A 21,327-nucleotide genomic window follows, 5' to 3' on the forward strand; every position below is an offset into this window, starting at 1 on the left:
TAACTGCACATGAAACTACTAAACAAGACGCAAATCGCATGCGCCTGGCTGCTTTTGCAGACGGCGGGCGCTTTTGCCCAGACTCCGGTCGAGGGCACGGTCGTCGCGGCCGAAGACGGGCAGCCCCTGGTCGGCGTGACCGTGTTCGTCGAAAGCGACATGACGCGCGGCACCTCGACCGACGCCACAGGCCGCTACACGCTGGCGGCGAATCCCGACGAAGTGCTCGTCTTCAGCTTCATCGGCTGCGAGACGGCCCGGGAGAGCGTCAACAACCGCACGGTAATCGACGTGAGGCTCCGCAGCCGGAGCAATCAACTCGACGACGTGGTGGTAATGGGCTACTCGACCCAGACCAAGGCCGAACTCTCCAGCTCGGTGGTAACGCTCAAGGGCGAGGAACTAACCGCCATCACAACGCCCGACGTAGGCAACATGCTGCAAGGCAAGGCCGCGGGCGTGCTGGTCTACAACACCTCGGGGCAACCCGGATCGGCCGCCACGATCCGCGTGCGCGGCACGGGTTCGATCTCGGCCGACTCCGACCCGCTCTATGTGGTCGACGGCATCATCGGCGGCTCGTTCAACCCCAACGACATCGAAACCCTCACGATACTCAAGGATGCCGGCGCCACGGCGCTCTACGGCTCGGAGGGCGCGGGAGGCGTGATCGTCATCACGACCAAATCGGCCAAGCAGGGTCAGAAAACGACCGTCAACTTCAAACTCTCGGCCGGCATGAAGCAGGTGCTCCAGGGCCGGCTGAAGATGATGGACTCGCACGAACTCTATCAGACCCAGAAGTCGTTCATGCCCGAAGTGCTCTTCAACGCCCAGCGTCCCGAGTCGCTGCTCGGCCAAGACTTCGACTGGGTAGACGCCATCTTCCGCACGGGCGTGGTGCAGAACTACTACGCCTCGGTGGCCGGCAGCTCGGGCAAGACCAACTACTTCGTGAGCTTCGACCACTACAACGAAGACGGCACGCTGGTCAACACCAACTACATCCGCAACACGGCGCGCGTGAACCTCTCGACCGAACTCCACCGCTCACTGAAGATGAACACGCGCATCGCCTACACCGACACGCGCGACAAAAGTGCCTCGACTTACCAGACGCTCGAATACGCCTACGGCCTGCTGCCCTGGGACAACCCCTACAACGCGGACGGATCGCCCAAAGACCTGTTGCACGACACCTCGCTGCCGTGGCTGTCGCAGAACCGCTACAACATCTTCTACAACGAAGACTTCAACTACGCCAAGTCGCACGGCGACAACCTGACGGCCGACCTCCAATTCGTCTGGCAGATCGCCCCGTGGCTCTCGTTCACCACGTCGAACCGCTACGACACCTCACACTCGAAATACGTCGCCTACAACGACCCGCGCACGTTCTCGGACACCGACGACCCGAAAGGCACGCTCTACCACAACCTGAGCAGCGGCTGGGGTCTCTCGACCTCCAACCTGCTGAAAGCCTACAAGAGCTTCGGCGACCACACGGTCAACGGACTGATCGGCTACGAATACGGCATCAACAAGCAGGAGTATACCCACACGACGGGCAAGAACATGCCGCAGGGCATGCCGTCGCTGGATGCGACGATCCCCTACGCCAACGGCGGCTACGACATCTGGGGCGAAGGCTATTCGCTTTTCGCACAGGCCCAGTACAGCTATGCCAACAAATACATCCTCACGGCTTCGTTCCGTGCCGACGCCAGCTCGAAATTCGCGCCCAAAAACCGCACGGGCTACTTCCCCTCGGTGTCGGGTTCGTGGGTCATCAGCCACGAAAACTGGCTCAAGGATAGCGACGCCGTGAAACTGCTGAAGCTGCGCGCCTCGTGGGGCCAGACAGGCAACTCGTCGATCGGCTCCTACATGTATCTCGACTCCTATACGCTGTCGAGCCAGTATCAGAACAACGTGGGCGCCGTGCCCGTGCGCAAGGCCAACCCCTATCTGGGCTGGGAGACGGCCGACATGACCAGCGTGGGCGTGGATATCAACCTGTGGGATCGACTGGAAATCGCCGTCGACTTCTACAACATCGTCAACAAAGACCTGCTGCTCAACGTTCCCACAGCTCCGAACACGGGATTCTTCGAATTCACCGACAACGCCGGCAAGGTGCGCAACCGCGGCTTCGAAATCGCGCTCAACACGACCAACATCCGCCACAAGAACTTCGTGTGGAACACGACGTTCAACATCGGCGTGAATCGCAACAAAGTGCTCTCGACCCCCACCCCCGAAGGATTCATCCAATCCAACACGAGCGGCACGGTAACGCAGATCGTCATTCCGGGCGAGGACATATACAGCTGGTACATGCCCAAATGGCTGGGCGTCGACCCCTCGAACGGCGATCCCGTGTGGGAGAAGCTGCTGCGCGACGAGGAGGGCAACGTGATCGGCACCGCCCCCACAAACGTCTACAACGAAGCCGAGAAACAAATCGTGGGCAAGGCCACGCCCAAATTCAGCGGCGGCTTTACCAACACGTTCCGCTTCTTCAACTTCACGCTCGACGTGGCCTGCAACTTCGTCTACGGCAACAAAATCTTCAACTACGACCGCACGATCTACGACAACGATGGCGCTTTTACCAACTACAACATGATATCGTTCGACAACGGCCTGAAATGGAAGCGCTGGGAGAAAGAGGGCGACGCCGCCTCGCATCCGCGGGCCGTGTCGTTCGGCAACAAGAACTCCAACGCCGTCTCGTCGCGCTACCTGGAGGACGGCAGCTTCTTCCGCATCAAGAACATCATGCTGGCCTACGACTTCCCCCGCAAGATCGTCAACAAAATGCACATGCAGGGGTTGCGGCTCTACTTCTCGACGGACAACGTGGCAACCTTCACGCGCTTCTCGGGCATGGATCCCGAAATCGACCTGCAAGGCACGCAATACACGCTGGCCGGCATGTACTCCTCGCCCTATCCGGTGGGACGCACCTACATGTTCGGCGTAGACCTCACTTTCTGATGCGCCGCGACAACACCAACCGTCAAAACACAAAACGATGAAAAAGATAATCCCCATACTGCTCCTCCCGCTGCTGCTCACGGCCTGCGAGCTGGACTACTACCCCACCAACGCCATGACTTCGGGTCAGCTGGCGGACAACCCGGCGTCGGCCGTATACAGCACTGACGGCAACTACTCGATGTTCAAGGATCATCTGGAGTACAAGGGCACCGTCTATACGGGCAACTCCTACATCCGCCACTTCTTCCAGATGTCCGAATTCCACGGCGACAACGTGACGCTGTCCCACAAAACCGAAGACCCGCTCTACGACGAAATCTGCTACAGCGACCTGGTAACGGCCAATCCCAACGCCTACCTGTGGTGGTGCGCCTACCACATCATCTACTCGGCCAACTCGATCATCGAGTCCCTGCCCGAGGGGCGCTCGCCGGTCTACGACCACATTCTGGGCGAAAACTACTTCATGCGCGCCATCTGCCACCTCAACCTGGCGACGCTTTTCGCCAAGCCCTACTCGATGGGCCGCGACAACATGGGCGTGATCATTCACACGACCACCGAAGACAACGTCTCCGTGCGTGCGACCGTGGGCGCCGTCTACGACCAGGTGCGCGATGACCTGATCAAGGCCGCCGCACTGATGGCCGCGGACGAAAGCCGCGTAGTCAACCACGGCTACATTTCGCATGACGCCGCACTGGGGCTGTTGAGCCGCGTCTATCTCTATCGCGGCGAAAACGAACTGGTGATCGAAACGGTCAACGGCATGCTGAACGGCGCGGCGGCGGCGAGCAAGCTCGATCCCGACTGCGAGGGCTATTTCGCCCATGCGCTCGCCTCGCCCGAAACGCTGTGGGCCGTAGCCCACACCCAGGGTACCGAAGACCCCGTGGGCCGCGAAACGATGGGATCGATGTTCTACACCCCCGATGAAAAGGGCGTGGGCGGCTGGGCCGAAATGTACTACTCCGATCCGCTCGTCAAGCTGTTCCAGCGCCATCCGGAAGACCGCCGCTACACGGGCTACTGCGAACAGCTCAAGCCCGACCCCGACGGCAAGCTGCAAGTACGCTGGGCCGTCGAGAGCCGGAACAACGACTCCTTCCGGCTCAACGAAATCCGCGACGTCGAGCAGACCGACGGCAACTACTGGTTCATGGACAACGACACGAAATACAACATCACGGCGGAAAAAGACAACCGGGACACGAAATACTATATCACGTGGAACGGCGTGAAGACCGAGGTGTTCATCGACCGCAAGTGCTACACGTTCAACACCTGCCCCGCATTCATGTGCAAGAAGTTCACGGGCCAGGACGGCGTGGCGCTGCTCTGCTCGCCCGTGATGATCCGCTGGGCCGAGGTAATCCTCAACCGTGCCGAAGCCTACGCCAAAACGGGCAACGTCGCAGCGGCGCTCGCCGACGTGAACACCATCCGCGAACGTGCCGGACTGACGGGCGACGCACTCTACACCGAATCGAACATGCAGGATGCGGGGTATGCCGACGCACTCGACGTCGTGCTCGACGAACGCCGGCTGGAACTCTGCTTCGAGGGACACCGCGCATTCGACCTCTTCCGCAACGGCCTGTCGATGGATCGTCGCTTCGCAGGCGTTCAGCCGTGGGAGGTAATCGACCACACCGACAACCGCATCCAATACCGCATCCCCTACGACGAGATTTCGGTAAGCGGCATTCCGCAGAACAACTAACCCGACAAAACGACACGACCATGAAAAAGCATATCTTCAGATTCACGGCGCTTCTCTGCACGGCTCTTTTAGGCCTGACGGCGTGCACGATCGACGATCCCGTCGCCGGGCCGATCATCGGCGGCGACCAGCCCGACCCCGGGCCGGGGGAGGGTACTCCGTCGAACGCACAGATCGCGATCGACGGCGACTTCTCCGACTGGGCAGCGCTCGACAAGGCGGACATCTTCGAATTCACGGCACCGGCCGACGCCGCAACGCACGTCGCCCGCAAGATGATGGCCGCCTACAATCCGGACTACATCTACATCTATTTGGAGTACGACGGCACGGCCGACGTCGGCACGCTCGACCTCTACATGGATGCCGACGGAGCGATGGACGAAAACGGTTCCGCGACCACGGGCTTCGGTGGCTGGGATTTCGCCAACGACGGTTCCGACCTGCTCTTCGAAGCGCCCATCGGCTCGTTCGACCCCGAAGTATTCCAATATGCCGGCGGCCCGATGGCGAGCGAATGGGAGTGGACGACGATTCTTGAGCCGGGAGCAGGCGTAGTGAGCGGCTCGCAGGCCGTGACGCTGGAAAACGGCAACACGGCGGTCGAAATATCCATTTCGCGCAGCATTCCGGGCTTGGGCGACAAGTGTCTGATCGGCGCCGTGTTCCAAAATTCCGACTGGACAACCGTGGGCTGGCTGCCCGTAGGCAGCGCCGTCGACGGTCAGAACGTCGTGGCCGAGAAACTGGCCATCGACTTCACGCGACGCAACGACCAGGGCGGCGAAACCCCGACTCCTCCGCCGGCCGAAACGACGATTGTCGTCGACGGCGACCTGAGCGACTGGGACGGAATCGCCGTGGAAAGCTCCCTGCCGGCCGATGCTGCCGATGCCTACCCCGGAGCCAAGCGCATGAAGGTCGCCTCCGACAAAGACTTCATCTACCTCTACGTGGAATACGACAACGCCTATCCGGCCGACAAACTGCGTCTGAACGTCTTCATGGACACCGACCTGGCAGTCGACTCCGACGGCCTCGCCACGACGGGTGCCGGCAGCTGGATATTCGCCAACGACGGCACGGAAATCTACATCTGCGGCTTGCTGTTCGATGGCAACGATGCCGTGCCGGGCTGGTCGTGGGCCGAAATATTCATGTACTCGGGCACTCCGTTGGCCGCCCAGTGGGCATGGACATCAGTCGCGGCCGGCGGCTCGGGCGCCACGAACAGCTCGAAAGCCGTAGACCTGGGCAACGGCATCTCGGCCATCGAAGCCTCGATCGCCCGCGCGGCGATTCCCGGTCTGGGCGACCGGGCCAAGATCGGCATCTACCTCCAGAACGACTGGACGGAGTGCGGCATCCTGCCGCAAGGCCCGGCAACCGACGAGGGATTCGGCGCCGCAGAAAAACTGACGATCGCCCTGCCGTAGCGACAAACAAAAGACCCGATACCGGCACCGAACGCTTCGATGCCGGTATCTTTTCACAAAAAACCCGACGACCTATGACTTGCAAGAAAACCCGGCTACTCCTGGCGCTGCTCCTGGCAGCGGCGATGCCCGTCGTCAACGGCTGCTCCGACGACGATCCGGCGAAAAACGGCGCACAGCCCGGCACCGACCCCACCGACACGCTGGCCCGAACAACCTACGAAGAACTCGGCACCGCCTTTCCCAATCCGGAACGAGGATTCTACTACCCCTACGCCTACCATTTCGAAGACGGGCAGATTCCGGCCGCCCTCACGGCGGGCGCCCTGACCGTCAACCGCACGGTCAACCGCACGCTCGTGCTGACGGAGTATTTCCTGCGCGACTTCATCGACAAACCGATCTCCGACCAGGCGCTGGCGCTCATCCGCACCAACATGGAGACCCTGCGCGCGGGCGGCTGCAAATGCGTGCTGCGCTTCGCCTACTGCAACTCCGACGCCGAGAGCGCCAAACCCTGGGATGCCGAGGAAGAAATCGTCATGCAGCACATCGCACAGCTCAAGCCCCTGTTCCGCCAATACGGCGACGTGATCTACGTGCTGCAAGCCGGATTCGTGGGCGTATGGGGCGAATGGTACTACACCGACCACTTCAACTTCCAACCTGCGACGGCCGAAGATTTCCTGCCCCGCCGCCGGGTAATGGAAGCCCTGCTGGAGGCCATGCCCGACGACCGCACGGTCGCCATCCGCACGCCGCAGGCCCTGATGATGTGCTTCGGCCTGACGGGCGCCGACTCGATCACCCGCGCCACGGCGCACGACGGCTCGATCCGCTCGCGCATCGCCGGCCACAACGACTGCTTCCTGGCCAGCGGCAACGACGTGGGTACGTTCGGCAACAAGACCCAGCGCGAAATGTGGATGAACGACTCGCAATACACCCCCATGGGCGGCGAAACATGCGGCGTGTCGACGTTCTGCTCCTGCTCCAACTCGCTCTCCGACATGGAGAAATACCACTGGTCGTATCTGAACATCAGCTACCACCAGGGGGTCATCAAAGGCTGGCACGACAACAAATGCTTCGACGAGATCGAACAGCGGCTGGGCTACCGGCTCGTGCTGACCGATGGCGAATTCACCCTGCATCCGGAAGCCGGAGCACCCTTCAAAGCCGTCGTCCGGCTGAAGAACACAGGATTCGCAGCGCCGATCAACCCGCGCGGCGCCGAACTGGTCTTCGTGGCCGACGAAACGGGCAAGGCGGTGCACACCGTGGCGCTGCCCGACGATCCGCGCCGGTGGTTCGGCGGCGGCACCTATGTCGTGACGGCCGAATTTACCGCCCCGGCATTGGAGAGCGGCAAAAGCTACACGCTCTGCCTCAACCTGCCCGACGGCGCCGAGACGCTGCGTTCGAACCCGCATTTCTCGATCCGCACGGCCAATGCCGAGACGTGGAACGCTGCGCTGGGCATGAACCGTCTCTACACCTTTACCGCCCGATAACCCCTTGCCGCCATGAACTATCTGCTCAAACACAAATGGCTGCTCTTCGCCCTGATCACGACCCTCACGTGGGGCGTGTGGGGCGAATTCAGCGAACTGATCCAGCAGGAGGGTTTTCCTGCCGGCATGGTCTACGTGGTGTGGGCCTTCTCGATGGTGCCCTGCGCCGCGGTCGCCCTGTATATCGGCGGCCGGAAGATCGACCGCTCGCCCCGCTCGCTCCTGCTGGGGATGAGCGCCGGACTGCTCGGCGCCGGCGGCCAACTCGTGCTCTTCGAAGCCCTGCGCCACGGCCCGGCCTACATCGTCTTTCCGTTCGTGTCGATGTCGCCCGTCATCACGATCGCCCTGTCGCTCGTCCTGCTGCACGAACGGGCCAACCGTATACAGACGGCCGGCATCGTGGTCGCGCTGGCGGCCATCTTCTTCCTCTCGTGGCAGGACGGCAGCGGCCAGCAGGCCGAAGGCGGCCTCTGGCTCGTGCTGGCGGCGATCGTCTTCGTAGCCTGGGGCGTGCAGGGCTACATCATGAAGTTCGCCAACCGGTCGATGAGCGCCGAAAGCATCTTCTTCTACATGGCCCTTACCGGCGTCATGCTCGTGCCGGCCGCCCTGGCGATGGCCGGCCCCGCCGAAGCGATCGCCCCGGCACTCTATGCAAAAGGCTTTTTTACCCAGATGCTCAACTCGATCGGCGCGCTGACGCTGGTCTACGCCTACCGCTACGGCAAGGCGATCATCGTGTCGCCCATGCAGGGACTGGCGCCGCTTATCACGGTGGTGCTGTCGCTCGTGTTCTTCGCCGTGATTCCCGGCCCGATGCTCCTCGCAGGGCTTGTACTGGCTGCCGCGGCGCTCGTGGCCCTGTCGATCGAATGACCCGCCCATGAAACGACACTCTGCCCTGCTGCTCGCCGTGCTGATGAGCGCATGCGTTCCGACGCCCGGCCAACGGCTTGCCGAAGCGACCGTCTATTGGGCCGACACCGACTGGAACGACCCGGCGACGGCCCGCGACCCCGAAGCGATCGAGGCACGCTTCGCCCGATATGTCGAACTGCTCGAAGACGAACGGCTAACGCCCGCCCGAACGGGGCCGCTGCTGGCAGCCCTGCTCGCCGAGGCCGAGAACGAGGACGCGAACTTCCTGCTGCTACGCGAGTTGTGCGAGAAATACCTCTACTCGCCCGAATCGCCCCTGCGCAACGACGAACTCTACCTCCATGCCCTCGGGCCGATCATCGGCTCATCGCATCTGACCGACTACGAGAAACTCCGGCCCCGCTACCAGCAAAACATGGCCCGCCGCAACCGCCCGGGAACACCGGCGGCCGATTTCGACTGCGTACTGACCGACGGCAGGCTGTCGTCGCTCTATGCGCTCGAAGCGGAATATACCCTACTCTTCTTTACCGACCCGACATGCGGCGAATGCGCAGAAGCCGCGCGGCAACTGAAAAACGACCGCCGCATCCGCCGTCCGCAACGACAAGGGCACCTGCGCATCCTGGCGGTATACAGCAGTCCCGAAGAGGAGTTCGATCTCTGGCGCACGCACGCGGCGAGCTACCCCGCAAGCTGGATCGCGGCCTACGACCCCGGTGCGAAACTCCACTACGAAGGGCGCTACGACCTGCGGCAGGTGCCGTGTTTCTATCTGCTCGACGCCCGAAAGCGCGTCGTGGTAAAAGGGGCCTGCGACATCCGACGGATCACGCGCGCGCTCCGCAAAACGAACGAACCCCGAAAAAACGCTACTACCGAATGAAAAAGACCGCAGGACTTCTGTGCGCCATGCTGTGCAGCATGGCGGCATGGGCACAACCCCAAACGCCCGAACGATGGTGGGCGGGCATCGTTTCGCAAGGGCAATCGATGCCCGTGCTTCCCGACGAACACTTCCAGGCCGACCCAACGGCCAACAGCTACGGCAACCAGGTGCAGCCGCTGCTACTCTCCGACCGGGGCAACGTGATCTGGAGCGAAGAACCGTTCGGCTTCGCCATCGCAGACGGCAAGGTGGAGACGACCGCCGCCAGCGGCGAGATCATCCGCACGAAGGCGGGCGACAACCTGCGCGACGCCTACCTCCACGCCTCCCGCAACTTCTTCCCTCCCCAAGGGCGCCTGCCCGACGAACTGCTCTTCGCAGCCCCGCAGTACAACACGTGGATCGAACTGATATACAACCAGAACCAACGCGACATCCTGAACTATGCCGAGCACATCGTAGCCCACGGATTTCCGCCGGGCGTGTTGATGATCGACGACAACTGGCAGGAGGACTACGGCAAATGGGACTTCCACCCGGGCCGCTTCCCCGATCCGAAGGCCCTGATCGGACGCCTGCACGAAATGGGATTCAAAGTGATGCTGTGGGTCTGCCCGTTCGTCAGCCCCGACAGCGACGTGTTCCGCGAGCTGCTGGCCCGCGGCGCCTTTCTAACCGAAGAGAGCGCCGCGCCGCTCGGCAATGCGCTGCCGTCCGAGACGACCGGAGCCGCGGTACCGCGCATCGTGCCGTGGTGGAACGGATACAGCGCCGTGCTCGACCTCTCGAATCCCGCGGCACGCGAATGGTTCGAGGCACAACTCGACCGGCTGCAAAGCGAATACGGCGTAGACGGGTTCAAGTTCGACGCGGGCGATGCAGAATATTATGCCCGGGGAAGCAGCTACGGCGGAGTGTCGGCCAACGAGCAAAGCCGTCTTTTCGGCGAAACAGGCCTGAAATACCCGCTCAACGAATACCGGGCGATGTGGAAGATGGGCGGGCAGCCGCTGGTCGAACGCCTGCGCGACAAGAGCCACAGCTGGGACGACCTGCGCAAGCTGGTGCCCTCGATGGCCCTTGCGGGGTTGATGGGCTACGCATTCAGCTGTCCCGACATGGTGGGCGGAGGCGAATTTATCTCCTTTCTGGAAGGTGCGCCGCTCGACCAGGAACTCATCGTACGCTCGGCCCAATGCCATGCGCTGATGCCGATGATGCAGTTTTCAGCCGCCCCGTGGCGGATTCTCGATGCCGAACACCTGGCAGTCGTGAAGAAGTGCGTCGCCCTGCGCCAGCGCCATGCCGATTACATCCTTGCCGAGGCCCGCAAAAGCAGCCGCACGGGCGAACCGATCCTGCGCCCGATGGAATATGCTTTCCCGGGGCAGGGCCTCGCTTCGTGCAAACAGCAATTCATGCTAGGCGACCGGCTACTGGTAGCTCCCGTGGTCGAAGCCGGCGCGACGCACCACAGGGTGGCGCTGCCGCAGGGCCGCTGGCGGGGATTCGACGGCAAACGCTACCGAGGCCCAGCGACGGTCACAGTGGCCGTCGATCTGGAGACCCTGCCCTATTTCGAACGGGAAAAGTGAAAAAGCGAACCGCCCCTGCTGCACATACAAGCAGCAAGGGCAGTTTAGCCAAAAGAGGTGTTCGACACACCCTCTTTTTGCAGCCAATCCTAATACTGTTCTTTTTCGTTGGGGAAGTCGCATTCCTTGACATCGCGGATATACCCGGTAACGGCATCGGTCATGACCGTATGCAGGTCGGCATAACGGCGCAGGAAGCGGGGCGAGAACCCCTTGTTGATACCCAGCATGTCGTGGATGACGAGCACCTGCCCGTCGCAGGCGCCCCCGGCACCGATGCCGATGGTCGGAATCTTGATCTCCTGCGAGACGCGGGCGGCCAAGGCTGCGGGAATCTTCTCCAGCACACAGGCGAAACACCCGGCCTCGCTGAGCAGATGGGCGTCGCGCACCAGTTTCTCAGCCTCGGCTTCCTCCTTGGCTCGAACCGTATAAGTACCGAACTTATGGATCGACTGGGGAGTCAGTCCGAGGTGCCCCATGACAGGAATGCCGGCCGAAAGGATACGCTGCACCGATTCGAGAATCTCTTCGCCGCCCTCGATCTTCACGGCATCGGCCTCGGTCTCCTTCATGATGCGGACGGCCGAATCGAGCGCAACCTTGGAGTTGCCCTGATAGGTGCCGAACGGCAGATCGACGACGACCAAAGCCCGCTGGACAGCCCGCACGACCGACCGGGCATGATAGATCATCATATCGAGCGTAATAGGGAGCGTCGTTTCGTAACCGGCCATGACGTTGGCGGCGGAATCGCCTACCAGAATGACATCGATCCCTGCGGCATCGACGATCTTGGCCATCGAATAATCGTAAGAAGTAAGCATGGCGATCTTCTCACCCCGCTGCTTCATCTCCGTGAGACGGTAGGTCGTCACGGCTCTTACAGTACTTTCTACTGACATTTCGGATTTGGGTTTTTGAATCGGGCGCAAAGATAGAAAGTTAATTCGCATTTCACAATACCGATTCCCCCATTTGCGCTCCGCCGCCCGACCGGCGCTGCCGCTACGGCTTCAGCCGACAAAAGAAATGCCACAACACGACACCGCCCGAGACCGAAACGTTGATCGAATGCTTGACCCCGAGCTGAGGAATTTCGATGGCGCCGCGACACAAGTCGACGACCTCCTGCGCAACGCCCGCGACCTCGTTGCCGAAGACGAGCGCATAACGCCGCCCGGGCTGCGGAACGAACGCATCGAGCATCGCAGCTCCCTCGACCTGTTCGACGGCGAAAACCTCGTAGCCGTCGGCCAGCAACATCCGGACGCACTCCAGAGTCGAAGCATGGTAGCTCCACGGCACGGTCTGCTCGGCTCCGAGGGCGGTTTTGTGGATTTCGCGGGCAGGCGGCACGGCCGTAATGCCGCACAAGGCGACATGCTCCACGGCAAAAGCGTCGCCCGTACGGAAAAACGCCCCGACATTCTGTGCCGAACGCACGTTGTCGAGCACCACCATGACAGGCATCTTGGTCATGGCTGCATATTCTTCGGGCGTGGGACGCCCCAATTCTTCATTGGATATTTTTCGCATAACAGCTTCGGAGAATCTGGGTTTTCGAGGCCAAAAGTAACAAATAAAAAATATTTTATCTATTTTTGGGCGATCAAAACACATTCGGAACATGACCCTGAAAAAGATTGCGCTGCTGCTGGCTCTTACCGTTACGCTACGGGGGGGGGCCTTGGCGCAAAACTTGATCGCGGGAGCCGACTTCTCCACCCGGTTCGACAACCGCGAATACGCCCCCAACGAATTCGGCGAACCGCAAACGCTCTTCAGCGCCCGGCTGACCCCGCGCGTAGGAGTGGAATGGATGAAGAAAAACCGCCTGATCGTAGGGGTCGATCTGTTGCAGCACTTCGGCGACGACACGAAATTCTTGTCCAAGGCGCGCCCGATTCTCTACTATCAGTTCAACACGAAAAACGTCCAGGCCAACGCGGGTATCTTCGACCGCAAAGAATTGGCGGGCGACTACTCCCGGGCTTTCTTCAGCGATTCGACGGCCTACTACCACAACCGGCTGTCGGGATTCATGGGGCGCTACGAGTCGACCTCGCACCGGAAGACCTATGTGGAAATGGCCATCGACTGGGAAGGCATGTACTCCCACGCCTCGCGCGAGATGTTCCGCATCCTCTCGGCCGGACGCTACACGATAGACAAGGGATTCTATTTCGGCTATGCGTTCTCGATGTTCCACTTCGCAGGGCGCAAGGGCAACGAAAACGTGACGGACAACCTGCTGCTCAATCCCTACGCGGGCTGGGAATTCAACGCATTCCTCGATTTCGACATCCGGGCCAACCTGCTGTTCGCCCCGCAGCGCGGCCGCAGCGTCGACCACCTCTGGCGCAAGCCGTGCGGCGGACAACTCGACATCACGATCCGCAAATGGGGCATCAAAATCGAAAACAACCTCTATTTAGGCGAGAACCTCCAACCGCTGCGCAACTATGCGGCCAACCCGGCGACAGGACTGACCTACGGCCAGGACGGTCTCTATGCGGGCGAGAGCTTTTACGCCACGACCGAACATATCTACAACCGCACGTGGGTGGGCTACGACCGTACTTTCTTCAAAGGCACGCTGGGTGTCGAGGCGGGCATGGTCTTCCACTACGACGGCACGGCCTTGGGCACACAGCAGGTGGTAAAGCTCTCGGTCGACATCGAAAAAGCATTCAGAAAGAAACATTAACATACACCACAACATGGCAGTCGAAACCAATACCGAAGCTCGGGAGAAGTCGCTGAACTTCCTCGAAGAGATCATCGAAGAATCCATCGCCAAAGGCGAAAAACGCATACAGACCCGCTTCCCGCCCGAACCCAACGGCTACCTGCATATCGGCCATGCGAAAAGCATCTGCATCAACTTCGGACTGGCCAAGAAATACGGCGGCAAGTGCAACCTGCGCTTCGACGATACCAATCCGGTAAAGGAAGACGTCGAATATGTGGATTCGATCAAGCGCGACATCAAGTGGCTGGGATTCGACTGGGCTATCGAACGCTATGCGTCGGACTACTTCGACCAGCTCTACGACTGGGCCGTCGAACTGATAAAGAAAGGTCTGGCCTACGTCGACGACCAGACGCAGGAACAGATCCGCGAAAACCGCGGCACGGTGTCGGTGCCGGGCACACCCTCGCCGTGGCGCGACCGCACCCCGGAGGAGAACCTCGATCTGTTCGTACGGATGAAAAACGGCGAGTTCCCCGACGGCTCGAAGGTGCTGCGTGCCAAGATCGACATGGCGCACCCCAACATGCTGTTCCGCGACCCGATCATGTACCGCATCATCCACGCCGAACACCACCGCACGGGCAACAAATGGTGCATCTATCCGATGTACGACTACGCCCACGGCCAGAGCGACTCGATCGAGCAGATTACCCACTCGATCTGCACGCTGGAATTCGACGTGCACCGTCCGCTTTACGACTGGTTCATCGAGGCACTCGACATTTTCCCCTCGCACCAGTATGAATTCGCACGCCTGAACCTTACCTACACGATGATGTCGAAGCGCAAACTGCTGAAGCTCGTGCAAGAGGGCGCCGTCATGGGCTGGGACGACCCCCGCATGCCGACGATCTGCGCCCTGCGCCGCAAGGGCTACACCCCGGCTTCAGTGCGCAACTTCGCCGAGATGGTGGGCGTGGCCAAGCGCGACAACGTGATCGACCTGGGCAAACTGGAATACTGCGTGCGCGAAGACCTCAACAAGGTCGCCGAACGCCGCATGGCCGTACTCAACCCGCTGAAAGTGGTCATTACCAACTACGACGAGGGCAAGACCGAGCTTTTCGAAGCCGTGAACAACCCCGAAAACGAAGCTGCCGGGACGCGCAAGGTACCTTTCTCGCGCGAAATCTACATCGAACGCGACGACTTCATGGAAAACCCGCCCAAGAAATTCTTCCGCCTGCAACCGGGCGGCGAAGTACGTCTGCGCTACTCCTATCTTATCAAATGCGAGGAGGTCGTCAAGGATGCCGAGGGCAACATCACGGAATTGCGCTGCACCTACGACCCGATGTCGGGCAACGGCTCGTCGAGCGACGGCCGCCGCGTGAAGGGCGTGATCCACTGGGTGTCGGTCAAAGATGCCGTGGAAGCGGAAGTGCGGCTGTTCAACCCGCTCTTTACCAAGGAGAACCCGGACGACGTGGAGGAGGGGCAAACATGGGAGGACAACCTCAACCCCGATTCGATGGTCAAGGTCACGGGCTATCTGGAACCCTCGCTGCTCGAAATTCCCGTCGGGCAGGCCGTGCAGTTCGAACGCGTAGGCTACTTCTGCCCCGACACGGACACGACGCCCGAGCATCCGGTATTCAACCGTACGGTAACGCTCAAGGATTCGTGGGCGAAGATCAACAAATAGGCACTCGAAAAAAGAGCAGCCGCTCGTTCATAGTTTACCCCTGTTGCAAACATGCAGCAGGGGTAAATTTTTCTCTTTCGGGAGGAGCGAGAGCACGCATCCCGACTCCCGCACAACAGCAGGCCGTTCCGACATGGAGGCCCCAGCAAACCCTTATTCCATCATATTGCCGAACGTCCGGCGACCGAAAAGGTAACGCAACAACAAGGATCTCTTATAAATATGGAGCCGCGGCTTGGGGACGCGCGACTTTCCGATTTCACGACGCTTGGCTGCCAAAGCCGGACGCAACCGGATGAACTCGCGCCAAGCCCGGAAGACAGCACAAAAGTTGGCCCGCCGTTTCTGCACCAAATAAGAGAACGCGGCCAACAGATCGAGCCACGGCCGCACGAGAACCGCCACGAACCGCTGCCCCGGAGCGGCACACTTGTAAAGCATAGCCAGGTTGTTGCGATGGTTGAAAAAGACCTTGGCCGGCGAATCGGTCGTGAGCGTCCCGCCGCCCAGATGGCAGACGACGCTCTGCGGCACGATCCGCACACGATAGCCCGCAAGCTGCATGCGCCAACAAAGGTCGATCTCTTCCATGTGGGCGAAGAAATCGTCGTCGAAGCCGCCCAAGGCGTGGAACACCGCCGAGCGGCAGCAAAAAGCAGCTCCCGTAACCCAGAAGACATCGCGCTCGTCGTCGTACTGGCCCCGATCCGGCTCGATGGTTCGCAGAATCCGCCCCCGGCAAAAGGGATAACCCAAATAATCGATATAGCCGCCCGACGCGCCGGCATATTCGAACATCGTCCGGTCGGTGTCGGACAACAACTTGGGCGCGACGGCCGCAACATCGGGATGGCGTTCGAGACATGCAAGCAACGGTTCGAGCCAGCCGGCAGGAGTTTCGACATCGGAATTGAGCAACACGTAATAGTCGGCTTCTACCTGCTTCAAGGCCCGATTGTAACCGCCTGCGAAACCGTAGTTCCGATCCGAAGTCAACACTTCGACCGACGGGAACTCGCGCCGCAGCACCTCGACCGAATCGTCCGTGGAACCGTTGTCGGCCACGACAACGCCCACGCCCGAGGGTGCCGCAGCGACGACGCTGGGCAGGTAACGCCGCAGGTGGGCGACGCCGTTCCAGTTGAGTATGACTATCTTGGCAAGGGGCATGGCGGCTCGTTTCAACGCTTGTGTTTCCAACGACGATGCGACCACATCCAAAGTTCGGGCCGCTCGCAGATCATGGACTCCAAACGCCGGACGTAACGCTCCGTGATCTCGTTTTCGGCGACCTCCTCCACGCCATCGTAGAGCAACTCGAACGACATGCGGTAACGACCGCGCTGGATACGCTCCATGCGCACGAAGTAAACGGGCAGCCGGAACTTGAGAGCCAACTTCTCGCCACCGTCGAAGAAGATCGTATCCTGGTTGAGAAACGAGAACCAATGGCTGTTGGGTCGGCGCGGCGGATTCTGGTCGGCAATCAATCCGAGTACCATATTCTTGCCCCCGATGCCGGTTTCGCGGTGCCGCACGTAGAAACGCACGCACTCCTTCATGGCGACGGTCGTGGCGAACGACGAATTGCGCAACCGTTGGTAGAGACACTCCATAACGGGGCTGCGCAAAGGATGATAGACGGCCACGACCATCTGCGACGGTTCGAAAAGCCCCCAATAAGAACAATATTCCCAACACCCGAAATGGGCCAGCATGGCGATCCAATCGCGCCCGTGCACCCGCAGAGCCTGCTCGTCGCCCCGCTCGATGGTCAGCATCTCGCGGGCTTTGTCCTCGTTCTTATGCGCCATGTCGACCGTATCGACGAAGATCTCGGCCAACGTGCGATAGAACTTCCTCCGGACGATCCACAATTCGGCATCGCTCTTGTCGGGAAAGGAATTGCGCAAATTTGTCCACACGACTTTCCGCCGGTAACGCAACACATAGTACAACAAAAAGAAAAAGACGTTCTCGACGACGTAATACTTGAACCAATAGGGCATGGCCGCGAAAAAGCGCATGCCACCCCACAAGATTTCGACCCAGACCCGCTGTGCGATATTCAACCTCGGATTCTCCATAAACACACGCCTAAGGTTCGACGAAAAGTTTCACATTATCGACCTTGGTGCGGATACGCAACCATCGGGACAAGGTTTCCCGATCGAACGGCCGGCGGGGATCGACGGGCGTGACCACGCATACGAGGGTCGTGTCGCCCGGCGTGCCGTCGACATCGAAAGTGATACCCTTGGTCAAGGATATGGCCCTGACATTGGGCATCATGGTGCCCACCTCGCGCGAGATGTCCTCGACTTCGACATTGGTTACCTTATAACGGCTCAGCAAACCGTTCATCCGTTCGATCCGCTTGTTTTTCTCGTCGAGCAGTTCGGCATAGCTCTGCTGCAACGAAGCCACATCGATCTTGTCCGACGAAGCGGCCTGCCGCACGATCAACTCGGTTTTCTCCAGTCCGTAACCGCTCAACTGCGCCCGGGCATTGCCGATTACCTCGTCGCCGAGCGGCTCGCCGACCAACAGCAACTCGATGCGCGACGACTCGCCGCGCCGCCCGTAATGACTGGTCGACTCGATGACGCGCGTATGCGGAAACTGGAAAACCCGCTCGACGAAACGGTCGGCGGAAGCCTCGAACAACGACACCTGCACCATCCGCACGCCGATGAAGACGCTGGGCACGAACGTGACCAAGGTAATCAACAACATGGATCGCTTGACGTAACGCTCGCGCTTGGGGTCGATGAACGATTTCTTCGGGTATCTCAAGAACCGCACAACGACGTAGGTCGCCAAGGCGATGAACACCGAATTGATGAAAAAGAGGTAGAAGGCACCCAGGAAAAACCGCAGCTGCCCGGTAGCGATGCCGAAGCCGGCCGTACAGAGCGGCGGGATAAGCGCCGTGGCGATAGCCACGCCGGGGATGACCGTCGAAGTCCGATCCTGCCGCGTCTGGGCGACCATACCGGCCAGACCGCCGAACAAGGCGATCAAGACGTCGTAGGTGGTCGGCGTAGTGCGGGCCAGCAACTCGCTGCTGTTGGACGAAAGCGGCGAGAGGAAGAAATAGACGGTCGACGTGACGATGGCGACGATGAACATCAGCATCAGGTTGCGCAACGACATCTTCAACAAATCGAAATCGTTGATGCCCAAAGCCAGTCCCACACCCATGATCGGCCCCATGATGGGCGAAACGAGCATGGCACCGATGATGACGGCGGCCGAATCGATGTTCAGCCCCAACGAAGCGATCATCGTGGCGAAGATCAACACCCACAAATTGACGCCCCGGAACTCGACGCCCTTCGAAACCGATGCGACCACCTCGTCGCACTGCGCCTTGTCCTCGTCGAGGCTGAACCTACCGCGCAAAAAACTGCGCAGATCGCCGATCCATGCTGCGAACGAACGCTTCATGCGACCGGTATCGTTATTCAAATCTTTCATGCGTCAATCATTTTGAAACAACGGTTCTGCGACATCGCCCTTGCGGGTCTTGGGACGCCCGGCAACGACGATCACGAACTCGCCTTTCGGCTCGTTGGCCCGGAAATGGGCTGCGACTTCGGCGAGGGTGCCCCGCACGGTCTGCTCGAACTTCTTGGTCAACTCGCGGGAGACGGAGACCCGCCGGTCGGGGCCGAAGACCTCGGCGAACTGCTCCAGGCACTTTACCACGCGGTAGGGCGATTCGTAGAAAATCATGGTGCGCTCCTCGTCGGCGAGGGCCTGCAAATGTTTCGACCGGCCTTTCTTCTGGGGCAGGAAACCCTCGAAGCAAAACCGGTCGCAGGGGAAGCCGCTCTGCACCAGAGCCGGAACGGCGGCCGTAGCACCGGGCAGGGTCTCGACCTCGATCCCCTGCTCGACACAAGTGCGGACGAGCAGGAATCCCGGATCGGAAATGCCGGGTGTTCCGGCATCGGAAACCAGGGCGGCACTGCGTCCTGCGGCAATCGCATCGGCGACCATCCGCACGGTAGCATGCTCGTTGAACTTATGATGCGAATGGAGCTTCTTCTCGATACCGAGATGCCGCAACAAAAAGGAAGTCGTACGCGTATCCTCGGCCAGGACGAAATCGACCTCGCGCAACACATGGATGGCCCGCAAGGTAATGTCGTCGAGGTTGCCGATGGGCGTAGGCACGATATATAGCTTGGCCATGCGCTATGCAAATTTGCGTTCGAGCAACTCCATCATCAACTTGGCGCTCTCGGAATCGGAGTTCCAGGCGAACCGCTCGGCGATGTAGATCATGCACTCGTCCAGACCGGGCTGCGCATTGAGCGCGGCGATCGTGGTTTCGAAAAGGTCGCTGTCGCCTCCGAAAAGATCGCGGATCATCGAGAACTTGTCGTTGATGCCGATCGCCTGACGCAGATCGGAAATAGGTTCGCCGTAACGTCCGAAACCGGGCGAGACGATCGTATCTGCCAACGTCTGGACATCGTGGTTGATAACCTCGCCCAAAACCGCGCCGGCGGGCACCGCAAGGTCGTCCTGCAACACTTCGATATGGGCAGACTGCGGCTCAAGCATCTCCGGTGCCGGCTCCTCCTCCGGGCCGGTATCGCCATCCGGAACAAAATATCCTGCGGTTCGAGTCTCAACAGCCGGATCGGCAGCACGCACGGGCTGCGGTTCCTCGACCGGTTCTTCAGTATAGGCATCGAGCAACACGATTTCGGGGTCGGCACCGGCGATCGCAGACTTGGCGCGACCGGCTGCTGCGGCATGCCCGGGCGCATCCGATCCGTCGGGCCGGGAGGAAGCCGCAGCGAACGGCCCCGTTTCGGCAGGCGCGGTATCGTAAAGCGACATGATGACACGCTGCTTGTGGCGATGCCGCTCCATCTTGTCGTCCAGTCCGAAAAGCGTCGGCGCAGCCGGCTCTTGCTCCGAAGCAGCCGGCTCCGGATTCTCCGACATCGGCGATTCCTCCGACATCGGCCCGGTCTCGGACAAAAGCTCCGGGCCGGCGCCGTTTTCTTCGACAACCACTCGGCTCGCAACCGCTTCGGTCTCGATTGCGGCGGCCGCACCGGTATTGCGAGGTTCGGAAACCGCATTTCCCAAAGATTCGGATTCGTTTTCGGTCTCATCCGTCAATTCGAAAACCTCGAATGCGGAACAAGACACCTCTTGATCGCCAACAACTTCCGACGATTCAACAGAAGGCTCAACGGCCGGCGGAACAAGATTCGGTTCTGCGACCGCGCGAACGGGTTCCTCGGTCGGCGAACCGCTTGCTGATTCAACAGCACCCTCCGTCTCCAACGAAAGCACCTCGCCCAGATCGACCGCCTCCAATTCGTCCGCCCCGACAGACTCCTCGATTGAAGTATCGGGAGCCTGGGGTTCAACAACATGCGGGGTTACCGATTCTGCAACAACCGGCTGCGGCACGGACTCTGCTTTCTCCTCGACAGCGGGAACAGCAACCGGTTCGGCCGTCATCACGTTCGGAGTCCCGACCGTCGGCCCGGCACCGAAACGCACGACCTCATAGATCGCGCGCAACTTCTCCAAAGCCCAATCCTTTTCAAGCGCGGCCGCACTCTCCAAATCCGACCAGCCGCCGACCAACTCCGAGAGTTTGCGCAACTCGTCCCGTATCTCTTTCAAATCCATAAAACCTCCTTTCGGTCGAAGACAACGAACCCGGAAACTCCGGATTTCCATCTCTCTGCAAAGATAGCGCAAACCCGGAACACACCAGGCAAGAAAGGCCCTATCCAAGCAAAATTATTTGACAAATATACAAATAATAAATCGAAAATCATTGCAAATTACCGAAAGAATGAGCCGACAAAACAAGAAACCGGAAAGCCTCTTGTTTCGCACAA

Annotated in this window: 16 protein-coding genes; 9 read left to right on the forward strand and 7 right to left on the reverse strand. The window is 60.4% G+C overall.

Translation table 11 applies throughout. The features are described 5' to 3' along the window. Positions 1–9 precede the first annotated feature (9 nt). From QZ298_RS07480 to QZ298_RS07510, 7 genes are all read left to right on the forward strand, one after another. Entirely contained in the window at positions 10–3,000 is a 2,991-nt protein-coding gene (locus QZ298_RS07480; RefSeq protein ID WP_296007487.1) for a SusC/RagA family TonB-linked outer membrane protein, read from the forward strand. Positions 3,001–3,037: 37 nt separating this feature from the next. Next, entirely contained in the window at positions 3,038–4,726 is a 1,689-nt protein-coding gene (locus QZ298_RS07485; protein WP_296007490.1) for a RagB/SusD family nutrient uptake outer membrane protein, read from the forward strand. A gap of 20 nt (positions 4,727–4,746) precedes the next feature. Beyond that, positions 4,747–6,162 carry a hypothetical protein gene (locus QZ298_RS07490; RefSeq protein WP_296007493.1) on the forward strand — a complete coding sequence of 472 codons (1,416 nt, stop codon included), beginning with the start codon at positions 4,747–4,749 and terminating at the stop codon, positions 6,160–6,162. A 74-nt stretch (positions 6,163–6,236) separates the two neighbouring features. Continuing rightward, entirely contained in the window at positions 6,237–7,676 is a 1,440-nt protein-coding gene (locus QZ298_RS07495) for a DUF4832 domain-containing protein (RefSeq protein ID WP_296007496.1), read from the forward strand. A 12-nt stretch (positions 7,677–7,688) separates the two neighbouring features. Beyond that, on the forward strand, positions 7,689–8,555 hold the full coding sequence (locus tag QZ298_RS07500) for a DMT family transporter (protein WP_296007501.1): 867 nt from the start codon (positions 7,689–7,691) through the stop codon (positions 8,553–8,555). Positions 8,556–8,562: 7 nt separating this feature from the next. After that, positions 8,563–9,444: a DUF5106 domain-containing protein gene (locus QZ298_RS07505; RefSeq protein WP_296007505.1), complete on the forward strand. Its 882-nt coding sequence runs from the start codon at positions 8,563–8,565 to the stop codon at positions 9,442–9,444. Next, positions 9,441–11,042 carry a glycoside hydrolase family 31 protein gene (locus QZ298_RS07510; RefSeq protein ID WP_296007508.1) on the forward strand — a complete coding sequence of 534 codons (1,602 nt, stop codon included), beginning with the start codon at positions 9,441–9,443 and terminating at the stop codon, positions 11,040–11,042. The genes QZ298_RS07505 and QZ298_RS07510 overlap by 4 nt, the downstream gene beginning before the upstream one ends. Positions 11,043–11,131: 89 nt before the next feature. Here the strand turns inward: QZ298_RS07510 and panB are convergent, their stop codons facing one another. Together panB and QZ298_RS07520 are read right to left on the reverse strand one after the other, a co-directional pair. Further along, on the reverse strand, positions 11,132–11,947 hold the full coding sequence (gene panB / locus QZ298_RS07515; RefSeq protein WP_296007511.1) for a 3-methyl-2-oxobutanoate hydroxymethyltransferase: 816 nt from the start codon (positions 11,945–11,947) through the stop codon (positions 11,132–11,134). Between the two features lie 103 nt (positions 11,948–12,050). Continuing rightward, a complete protein-coding gene (locus tag QZ298_RS07520; RefSeq protein ID WP_296007514.1) occupies positions 12,051–12,581 on the reverse strand; it encodes a TrmH family RNA methyltransferase in 531 nt (176 codons plus the stop codon). Between the two features lie 91 nt (positions 12,582–12,672). On the opposite strand from QZ298_RS07520, the gene QZ298_RS07525 reads away from it, so the two are divergent. Together QZ298_RS07525 and QZ298_RS07530 are read left to right on the forward strand one after the other, a co-directional pair. Further along, positions 12,673–13,752 carry a hypothetical protein gene (locus QZ298_RS07525; RefSeq protein WP_296007517.1) on the forward strand — a complete coding sequence of 360 codons (1,080 nt, stop codon included), beginning with the start codon at positions 12,673–12,675 and terminating at the stop codon, positions 13,750–13,752. Positions 13,753–13,765: 13 nt separating this feature from the next. Beyond that, complete coding sequence (locus QZ298_RS07530) at positions 13,766–15,445, forward strand: glutamine--tRNA ligase/YqeY domain fusion protein (RefSeq protein WP_296007520.1); 1,680 nt, start codon at positions 13,766–13,768, stop codon at positions 15,443–15,445. Positions 15,446–15,598: 153 nt separating this feature from the next. Here the strand turns inward: QZ298_RS07530 and QZ298_RS07535 are convergent, their stop codons facing one another. From QZ298_RS07535 to QZ298_RS07555, 5 genes are read right to left on the reverse strand one after another with little or no spacing between them, the layout of a single operon-like run. After that, positions 15,599–16,615: a glycosyltransferase family 2 protein gene (locus QZ298_RS07535; protein WP_296007522.1), complete on the reverse strand. Its 1,017-nt coding sequence runs from the start codon at positions 16,613–16,615 to the stop codon at positions 15,599–15,601. 11 nt (positions 16,616–16,626) lie between these two features. Further along, a complete protein-coding gene (locus QZ298_RS07540) occupies positions 16,627–17,532 on the reverse strand; it encodes a lysophospholipid acyltransferase family protein (RefSeq protein ID WP_296007525.1) in 906 nt (301 codons plus the stop codon). A 10-nt stretch (positions 17,533–17,542) separates the two neighbouring features. After that, positions 17,543–18,925, reverse strand: a complete 1,383-nt coding sequence (locus tag QZ298_RS07545) for a TIGR00341 family protein (RefSeq protein WP_296007528.1) — start codon at positions 18,923–18,925, stop codon at positions 17,543–17,545. 3 nt (positions 18,926–18,928) lie between these two features. Continuing rightward, entirely contained in the window at positions 18,929–19,645 is a 717-nt protein-coding gene (gene rsmI, locus QZ298_RS07550; RefSeq protein WP_296007531.1) for a 16S rRNA (cytidine(1402)-2'-O)-methyltransferase, read from the reverse strand. Between the two features lie 3 nt (positions 19,646–19,648). Further along, positions 19,649–21,112, reverse strand: coding sequence for a hypothetical protein (locus QZ298_RS07555; protein WP_296007535.1), 1,464 nt, complete (start codon positions 21,110–21,112; stop codon positions 19,649–19,651). Between the last annotated feature and the right edge of the window lie 215 nt (positions 21,113–21,327).

The sequence above is a fragment of the uncultured Alistipes sp. genome (assembly GCF_910580175.1).
GTDB lineage: Bacteria > Bacteroidota > Bacteroidia > Bacteroidales > Rikenellaceae > Alistipes.

Excerpts from the sequence above, each read along its gene's own strand:
- rsmI (WP_296007531.1), bottom strand. The coding sequence starts at position 19,645 with ATGGCCAAGCTATATATCGTGCCTACGCCCATCGGCAACCTCGACGAC.
- QZ298_RS07510 (WP_296007508.1), top strand. The coding sequence starts at position 9,441 with ATGAAAAAGACCGCAGGACTTCTGTGCGCCATGCTGTGCAGCATGGCG.
- QZ298_RS07530 (WP_296007520.1), top strand. The coding sequence starts at position 13,766 with ATGGCAGTCGAAACCAATACCGAAGCTCGGGAGAAGTCGCTGAACTTC.
- QZ298_RS07520 (WP_296007514.1), bottom strand. The coding sequence starts at position 12,581 with ATGCGAAAAATATCCAATGAAGAATTGGGGCGTCCCACGCCCGAAGAA.
- QZ298_RS07525 (WP_296007517.1), top strand. The coding sequence starts at position 12,673 with ATGACCCTGAAAAAGATTGCGCTGCTGCTGGCTCTTACCGTTACGCTA.
- QZ298_RS07505 (WP_296007505.1), top strand. The coding sequence starts at position 8,563 with ATGAAACGACACTCTGCCCTGCTGCTCGCCGTGCTGATGAGCGCATGC.
- QZ298_RS07535 (WP_296007522.1), bottom strand. The coding sequence starts at position 16,615 with ATGCCCCTTGCCAAGATAGTCATACTCAACTGGAACGGCGTCGCCCAC.
- QZ298_RS07545 (WP_296007528.1), bottom strand. The coding sequence starts at position 18,925 with ATGAAAGATTTGAATAACGATACCGGTCGCATGAAGCGTTCGTTCGCA.
- QZ298_RS07500 (WP_296007501.1), top strand. The coding sequence starts at position 7,689 with ATGAACTATCTGCTCAAACACAAATGGCTGCTCTTCGCCCTGATCACG.
- QZ298_RS07555 (WP_296007535.1), bottom strand. The coding sequence starts at position 21,112 with ATGGATTTGAAAGAGATACGGGACGAGTTGCGCAAACTCTCGGAGTTG.
- QZ298_RS07490 (WP_296007493.1), top strand. The coding sequence starts at position 4,747 with ATGAAAAAGCATATCTTCAGATTCACGGCGCTTCTCTGCACGGCTCTT.
- QZ298_RS07485 (WP_296007490.1), top strand. The coding sequence starts at position 3,038 with ATGAAAAAGATAATCCCCATACTGCTCCTCCCGCTGCTGCTCACGGCC.
- QZ298_RS07495 (WP_296007496.1), top strand. The coding sequence starts at position 6,237 with ATGACTTGCAAGAAAACCCGGCTACTCCTGGCGCTGCTCCTGGCAGCG.
- QZ298_RS07540 (WP_296007525.1), bottom strand. The coding sequence starts at position 17,532 with ATGGAGAATCCGAGGTTGAATATCGCACAGCGGGTCTGGGTCGAAATC.
- panB (WP_296007511.1), bottom strand. The coding sequence starts at position 11,947 with ATGTCAGTAGAAAGTACTGTAAGAGCCGTGACGACCTACCGTCTCACG.
- QZ298_RS07480 (WP_296007487.1), top strand. The coding sequence starts at position 10 with ATGAAACTACTAAACAAGACGCAAATCGCATGCGCCTGGCTGCTTTTG.